6 protein-coding genes are annotated in these 7,195 nt (G+C 72.6%); 4 read left to right on the top strand and 2 right to left on the bottom strand.

The window, feature by feature from the left end; all coding sequences use genetic code 11:
* The first annotated feature begins 199 nt into the window (after positions 1 to 199).
* From def to E1289_RS23855, 3 genes are all read left to right on the top strand, one after another.
* On the top strand, positions 200 to 730 hold the full coding sequence (gene def / locus E1289_RS23865) for a peptide deformylase (protein ID WP_131983827.1): 531 nt from the start codon (positions 200 to 202) through the stop codon (positions 728 to 730).
* A 123-nt stretch (positions 731 to 853) separates the two neighbouring features.
* The gene (locus E1289_RS23860; RefSeq protein ID WP_243713101.1) at positions 854 to 1,588 is read left to right on the top strand and encodes a response regulator transcription factor; all 735 of its coding nucleotides are present in this window, start codon (positions 854 to 856) and stop codon (positions 1,586 to 1,588) included.
* Positions 1,588 to 3,156: a HAMP domain-containing sensor histidine kinase gene (locus E1289_RS23855; RefSeq protein ID WP_131983825.1), complete on the top strand. Its 1,569-nt coding sequence runs from the start codon at positions 1,588 to 1,590 to the stop codon at positions 3,154 to 3,156. The genes E1289_RS23860 and E1289_RS23855 overlap by 1 nt, the downstream gene beginning before the upstream one ends.
* Positions 3,157 to 3,577: 421 nt before the next feature.
* On the opposite strand, the gene E1289_RS23850 is transcribed toward E1289_RS23855, so the two are convergent.
* Positions 3,578 to 4,441 (bottom strand): oxygenase MpaB family protein, encoded by an 864-nt coding sequence (locus E1289_RS23850; RefSeq protein ID WP_131983823.1) that lies wholly within the window; start codon positions 4,439 to 4,441, stop codon positions 3,578 to 3,580.
* A 90-nt stretch (positions 4,442 to 4,531) separates the two neighbouring features.
* On the opposite strand from E1289_RS23850, the gene arfB reads away from it, so the two are divergent.
* A complete protein-coding gene (arfB, locus tag E1289_RS23845; protein ID WP_131983821.1) occupies positions 4,532 to 4,957 on the top strand; it encodes an alternative ribosome rescue aminoacyl-tRNA hydrolase ArfB in 426 nt (141 codons plus the stop codon).
* A gap of 25 nt (positions 4,958 to 4,982) precedes the next feature.
* Here the strand turns inward: arfB and E1289_RS23840 are convergent, their stop codons facing one another.
* A complete protein-coding gene (locus E1289_RS23840) occupies positions 4,983 to 7,145 on the bottom strand; it encodes an MMPL family transporter (protein ID WP_131983819.1) in 2,163 nt (720 codons plus the stop codon).
* Positions 7,146 to 7,195: the final 50 nt, after the last annotated feature.

The raw sequence follows: 7,195 nt of genomic DNA, 5'->3' as shown, positions 1-7,195 counted from the left end.
GCGGGAGGGGGCCGCCGAGGAGCCCGGCGGCCCCCTCCCGCAGCAGCAGTCCCGCGGTCCCATCGAGCGGTAACCGCCCGCTCGGAAACGTCAGGCGGTCCCGCGGTGCGCCCGGCCCTCGGCGGCCGGGCGCACCGCTGCGCTTCCGGCCCCGCCGCACCGCTTCGTCTTCGCGGGGTTTCCTCCCTAGGATCGCGGGGTGACCAAGAGGACCCATGCGCGCGGTGGAACCGCCCGTCCGATCCGGCTCCTCGGAGACCCGGTCCTGCGCACCGAGTGCGACCCCGTCCGCACGTTCGACACCGCGCTGGAGCGCCTCGTCGACGACATGTTCGTCACCATGTACGAGGAGGACGGCGCCGGGGTGGCGGCCAACCAGGTGGGGGTCGGCCTGCGGGTGTTCGTGTACGACTGCGAGGACGACAAGGGCCGGCGGCACGTCGGGCATGTCGTCAACCCGAGGCTCGTGGCCACCGGCGGCGAGTCCCTGGTCGAGCCGGAGGGCTGCCTCTCCCTCCCGGGCATGCGCTTCGACACGCCGCGCCACGCGTACGCCGCCGTCGAGGGCGTGGACGTGAAGGGCAGGCCCGTCCGCGTCGAGGGCACCGGCTACTTCGCCCGCTGCCTCCAGCACGAGTGCGGGCATCTCGACGGCGGCGTCTACATCGACGTCCTGTCCGGGGACGTGCGCCGCGAAGCGATGCGGGCCATCCGCGACCTGCGCGGATAGGCGGAACGGCACAGGCTTCACCCCGGGCAGGATGGGGACGAACCACTCACCCGATCCTCTGCGGGCATTCAGGGGACGTTCAGGTTCGGGTGGGAACCTCTGCGGTGATTGTGGAGGGGGACTGTGCCATTGGTTGATCGAACGGCGAACGGCGGCGGCAAGGCCGAGGCGACACTGCTCGTCGTCGAGGACGAGCCGAACATCCTGGAACTGCTCGCCGGCAGCCTGCGCTTCACCGGGTTCGACGTGGTCACCGCCACCAACGGGGCCGACGCCGTGCAGTCGGCGCGGCGGCACCGGCCGGACCTGATCGTCCTGGACGTGATGCTGCCCGACATCGACGGGTTCGACGTCGCGCGGCGGCTGCGGTCCGGCGGCGACCACACCCCGGTCCTCTTCCTGACCGCCCGGGACGCCGTCCAGGACCGCGTCAAGGGCCTGACGATCGGCGGGGACGACTACGTCACCAAACCGTTCAGCCTGGAGGAGGTCATCGCCCGGATCCGCGCCGTCCTGCGGCGGTTCCGCGGCGGGGTGGCCGAGCCGACGCCGCGCATGGTGTTCGCCGACGTCGAACTCGACGAGGACAGCCACGAGGTGTGGCGGGGCGGGCGCGCGATCCAGCTGTCGCCGACGGAGTTCAAGCTGCTGCGGTACTTCATGGCCAACGCGGGACGCGTCGTGTCGAAGGCGCAGATCCTCGACCACGTCTGGAACTACGACTTCCGCGGTGACGCCGGGATCGTCGAATCGTACGTGTCGGCGCTGCGGCGCAAGGTCGACAACGCCGAGCCCCGGCTCATCCACACGCTGCGCGGTGTGGGCTACGTCCTGCGCGAGCCGACGAGACCGGGCTGATGCCCGCGCGGGTTCCGGCGTCCGACGCCGGTGCTCCTCCGTCGTCCCCGGAACGCCCGGGTGGCGACAACCGGTCCCAGTGGCCGCGGAACGGGCTGGACCGCCTGTGGGGACGGACGTCGCTGCGCGTCAAGCTGGTCGCGGGGATGCTCGTCATCGCCACCGTCGGCATGACGGTGATGGCCGCGGCGAGCGCGTCGGTGCTGCGGCAGTACCTGGTCGGGCGGGCCGACGACCAGCTGCGCGGTTCCGTCGGCAGGATCATGACCCAGGTCGCCGAGCACCTGCCGGAGCTGGAGGAGGGGCAGGCCCGGTTCACCTACCGGATCCCGAGCGAGGTCTACGGGCAGATCCGCGTCAACGACGGACGCACGGTCGGGCAGAACCCGGCGTGGAGCGAGTCCGGCCGCCCGCACCTGCCGGAGGACCTGTCCGGGCGGCTCGACGAGCCGTTCACCGTCTCCGGCACCGGCGGTTCCGGCTCGTCGTGGCGGATTCTGGCCGAGCCGATCCCGGAGAGCGACGGGGCGGTCCTCGTCCTCGCGTTCAGCCTGGAGGAGGTCGACCGGACCGTCCGCCGGCTCGTGGTGATCGACGCGATCGTGGGGCTGCTGGTGCTGGTCGGCCTGGTCGGCCTCGGGGTCTGGGTGGTCCGGGCGAGCCTGCGCCCGCTCGCCGAGATCGAGGGGACCGCGGGCGCGATCGCCGCCGGGGACCTGGCCCGCCGCGTCCCGCAGACCGATCCCCGCACCGAGATGGGGCGGCTCGGCCAGTCGCTGAACGCGATGCTCACGCAGATCGAGACGGCCTTCCGCGCCCGCGCCGAGTCGGAGGCGGCGGCGCGGCGGTCGGAGCGGACGGCGCTGCGGTCGGAGGAGCGGATGCGGCGGTTCGTCGCGGACGCCAGCCACGAGCTGCGCACCCCGCTGACGGCGATCCGCGGGTTCGCCGAGTTCTACCGGCAGGGCGCCGCCCGCAGTCCGGCGGAGCTCGACCGGCTGATCGGCCGGATCGAGCAGACCGCGTCCCGGATGGGGCTCCTCGTGGAGGACCTGCTGCTGCTCGCCCGGCTGGACCGGCAGCGCCCGATCGAGCGGCGTCCGGTGGACCTGCTCGCCGTCGCCGCCGACTCTGTCCAGGAGGCGAGAGTTCTCGCACCCGACCGCACGATCGATCTCACGGTCGAGGGAGGTCTCGCGTACCAGGTGCTGGGGGACGAGCCGCGGCTGCGCCAGGTGCTCGGGAACCTGCTGACCAACGCCATCGTGCACACCCCGGAGGGCACGGCGGTCGAGGTCCGCCTCAAACCGGGGACGCTGCGCGACGCCCCGGCGGCGGTCGTCGAGGTCGCCGACGAGGGCCCCGGCCTGTCCCCTGAGCATTCGGAACGCGTCTTCGAGCGGTTCTACCGCGCGGACGAGGCCCGCTCGCGGGAGGGCGGCGGGGCGGGCCTCGGCCTCGCCATCGTCGCCGCGCTCGTCGCGGCCCACGAAGGACTGGTGGAGGCCGACTCCACCCCGGGCGAGGGCGCCACCTTCAGGGTCGTCCTGCCGCTCGACGAGGACTGACGCCGCGTACCGAACGCGGTGTCGGCCTTCAGGCAACTTTCAGGTAAGTGCGCTTAGGTGACCGTACAGGGCGCGCCCCGGTCTCGACGGGGAACGGGAGTCCGCGCCCTGGCCAGCTTCGACACGGCCTCCGCGGCCGGTGGAACCGCGACCGGGGTGACGGCGCGCCGCACGTCCTCCGGTCGCGGGGCCCTGCGATACCGGCTTTCAGGACACTTTCAGGTTCGTTCCAGGCGGGCTACAGCCTGGCGCAGCATTCTGCAGGGTGATCCGGCCCCCGGTCTGACCCGGGACGCGGTCCGGCCAGGCTCTGGGGGGAGCGGGCGGACGGACGGCGACACCGGGCCAGGAGGTCCCTTCCAACCGGGCCGGGTGGGGAGGGACCGAGTAAGGGAGAGCGGCCGCGTGGCTACCCTGTGGGTCACGCGGCCGCTTCCTTGCCGTTGACGGGCGATCCGCCTTTCGTGCTTACCGAGATCGCGGGCCGCCGCCTCGTCTTGGCCAGCATCCGCCGCGTCGCGGTCAGGTAGGCGTCCCGCGGCATCGTCCGGACGCGCAGCGGCAGCCGCGGGTACACCACCTGCAGCGCCTTGATCAGGAGCCGGAACCGCAGTTCCCGTCCGGCGTTCCACTTCCACCCGTACTGCTCGCGGATCGGCGCCGGCATCAGCCCCGCGGTGAGCAGCCGGATCGCCGCCAGCCCGGGCGCGCCCAGCGGGCCGCCCGGCAGCTTCGGATACAGCACCTGCTCCGCGACGGAACGGGACGTGTCGTTGACCTCCAGGGTCTGGAGCATGTGCGCGTAGTACTCGCGGAACTGCGCGTACGTCCCCGGCATCCGCTCCTCGGGGCAGCCCAGGATCGTCGCGTAGACCTTGCTCTGCCCGTAGAACTCCTCCAGCTCCGCCCGGCTCAGCGTCCGCCGGAAGAGCAGCTGGTAGAACTGGGCGGCCACGGCGAACAGCGTGGCCGCGACCCACACCTGCAGCTCCGGGTCGTTCGCCTCGTAGTCGGGCCCGGTGACGGCCTCGTGCCCCTTCGTCACCAGGGCGCTGAGCGCTTCGGCCTCCTCCCGCGTCCCGAACTGCACGGTGTAGAGCCAGCCCATGGTGTTCCGCAGCCTCCGCGACGGGTCGTCCGCCGTGTAGCTGTGGTCGTAGACGCCCTGCGCGACCTTGGGATGGGCGGTCTGCAGCAGTGACGCGGCGCCGCCCGCCGCGATGAGCACCCCCTCCCGGCCGATGACGCGGATGAGATCGTCGTCTCGAAACAGTCCTTCGGTCATACCGATCATTGTAAGTAAGTACTTGCAGTTGCGGTCGGCCGGGGGGAAACTCGGACGACAAGATCACCCCCGGGCTGCGACAATGGGTACATGCCCGGCGAAATCCAGCTCAGCGGCTCGGTCTCCATCCCGGAGTCCGAGCTGAACTGGCGCTTCTCCCGCTCCTCGGGGCCGGGCGGGCAGCACGTCAACACCAGCGCCACCGCCGCCGAACTGTCGTTCGACGTCGCGAACTCCCCGTCCCTCCCGAAGCACCTCCGGGCCCGCGCCCTCGACCGCCTCGCCGGCCGGCTGGTCCGCGGCGTGCTGACCGTCCGCGCCGAGGAGTACCGCTCCCAGCTCCGCAACCGCGACGCCGCGCGCGGCCGCCTGGCCGCCCTGCTGGCCGAAGCGACGGCCCCGCCGCCGAAGAAGCGCATTCCCAAGAAGGTGCCGCGCGGCATCAACGAACGCCGCCTGGAGAACAAGAAGCGCCGCTCCGCCGTCAAGCGCCAGCGCTCCAGCCGCTGGGACTGACCGCCGGCCGCGCGGCCCGGCCGTCCTAGCGGCGGACGCCGACGTGCTCCTTCCGGGTCGTGGCGGACCCGTCCAGGGCGTGCCGGAGGCTCTCCCCTTCGATGTCGAGGTTGGGGAGCGCACGGTCCAGCCATCGGGGCAGCCACCAGGCGGCGCGACCGAACAGGGACATCACGGCCGGCACGAGCGTCATGCGGACGATGAAGGCGTCGATGAACACCCCGACGGCGAGGGCGAACCCGATGGACTTGATGATCGGGTCGGGAGTGAGGACGAACCCCGCGAACACCGAGCACATGATGAAGGCGGCGGCGGTGACCACGCGGGCGTTCTGGCCGAGCCCGTTGACGGTGGCCTGGCGCGGAGGGTCGCCGTGCACGAAGTCCTCGCGCATCTTGGAGACCAGGAAGACCTCGTAGTCCATGGCCAGGCCGAACAGGATGCCGATCAAAATGATCGGCAGGAAGCTGATCAGCGGGCCCGGGGTGTCCACGCCGACCAGGGACGCCAGGTGCCCCTGCTGGAAGACGGCGGTCGTGAGGCCGAACGTCGCGCCGACCGTCAGCAGGAACCCCGCCGCCGCCTTGACCGGGACGAGGATGGAGCGGAAGACCAGCGTGAGCAGCAGGATCGACAGGCCCACCACGAGAAGCAGGTAGACCGGCAGGGCGTCGGCGAGCTTCTCGGAGATGTCGATTCCGAGCGCGGTCGTGCCGGTGAGCGCGATGTGCGCGCCCTCGACGCCGGCGACCCTGTCGCGGATCGCGTGGACGGTCTCCTCGGTGGCGGCGTCGCTGGGTCCGCTCCCGGGGATCACGGCGACGAGCGCCGTGGTGCCGGCCTCGTTGAACCGCGGCGGCGCGACGGCCCGCACGCCGTCCACCCCGTCGACGAGCTGGACGGTCCGCTGCGTCGCGGCCTGGGCGGCGCCGGGGGTGTCGCCGGTGACCACGGTGATGAGGCGTCCGTTGAAACCGGGGCCGAACCCTTCGCTGGTCAGGTCGTACGCCTGCCGCTGCGGGGAGTCCTCGGCGGCCGTGCCGGCGTCGGGCAGCGCGAGCCGCATGTCCTGGACGGGCAGGGCCAGCGCGCCCAGGGCGAGCACCCCGGCCAGCAGGACGGGGAGGCGCAGGCGGGTGAGGACGCGTCCCCAGCGGAAGCCGAAGCCCTCCTTGGTGGAGCGTCCCGCCGCCCGCTGCTTCCGGGAGAGGATCCTGGTACCGGTGAAGGCCAGCACGGCGGGCAGCAGGGTCAGGGCGACGAGCACGGCGACGGCCACCGTGCCGGCGGCGGCGAGCCCCATGGCGGTCAGGAACGGGATGCCGACGACCGACAGCCCGGCGAGGGCGATGACCACGGTGGCCCCGGCGAACACCACGGCGGACCCGGCGGTGCCGATGGCGCGCCCGGCCGCCTCCCGCGCGTCCAGCCCGTCCAGCAGGTTCTGCCGGTAGCGGGACGTGATGAACAGCGAGTAGTCGATGCCGACGGCCAGGCCCAGCATCAGCGCCAGCATGGGCGTGGCGTTGTTCAGGCTGACGACGCCGGTCAGCGCGTACACCGCGGCCATCCCGACGCCGACGCCGACCAGGGCGTTGACGAGCGTCATGCCGGCGGCCACCAGCGAGCCGAAGGTGACGAGCAGCACGACCGCGGCGACGGCGACGCCGATGGCCTCGGTGGCGCCGGCGCCGTGCTGCTCCTGGACGACCTCGCCGCCGGCCTCGACGCGCAGCGCGCCGTGGTCGTCCTCGGCGATCTCCTCGAAGGCGGCGCGCTGGCCCTCGGTGATGTCGGGGAGTTCCCCGGCGAACAGGACCTCGACGAGGGCGTACCGGCCGTCGGGCGAGACCGACTCGGCCTGGAAGGGATCGACGGCCGCGGTCACGCCGGGTACGGCGCCGGCCTGCCGCACGATGGGCGCCACCTGGTCCGGTGTCAGCTTCTCGTTCTGCGGGGCCGCGATGACGACGGTGCCGGTGGCCCGGGTCGCCTCGGGGAACCGCGTCTCCAGGGCGTCCATCGCCCGCTGCGACTCGGTGCCGGGCATGCGGAACTCGTTGGAGGTCGGGCCGCTGAACGCGGCCGCGGCTCCGCCCAGGACGCCGAGCAGGACGAGCCAGACGAGGACGACCAGGCCGCGGCGCCCGTAGCACCATCGGCCCAGTCTGTAGAGCAGGGTCGCCATCGGGGAGCTTTCCTTCCGGGATCGGGGGCGGCCGGGGTCGGGGGCGGCCG

Source organism: Actinomadura sp. 6K520 (assembly GCF_004349245.1).
In the GTDB taxonomy this organism is placed as follows: Bacteria; Actinomycetota; Actinomycetes; order Streptosporangiales; family Streptosporangiaceae; genus Spirillospora.
This window is presented reverse-complemented; position numbering and strand designations above follow the sequence as displayed.

Bases quoted from the DNA above. Each gene is read 5' to 3' on its own strand.
- E1289_RS23855 (WP_131983825.1), top strand. From the start codon at position 1,588: ATGCCCGCGCGGGTTCCGGCGTCCGACGCCGGTGCTCCTCCGTCGTCC.
- E1289_RS23850 (WP_131983823.1), bottom strand. From the start codon at position 4,441: ATGACCGAAGGACTGTTTCGAGACGACGATCTCATCCGCGTCATCGGC.
- arfB (WP_131983821.1), top strand. From the start codon at position 4,532: ATGCCCGGCGAAATCCAGCTCAGCGGCTCGGTCTCCATCCCGGAGTCC.
- E1289_RS23840 (WP_131983819.1), bottom strand. From the start codon at position 7,145: ATGGCGACCCTGCTCTACAGACTGGGCCGATGGTGCTACGGGCGCCGC.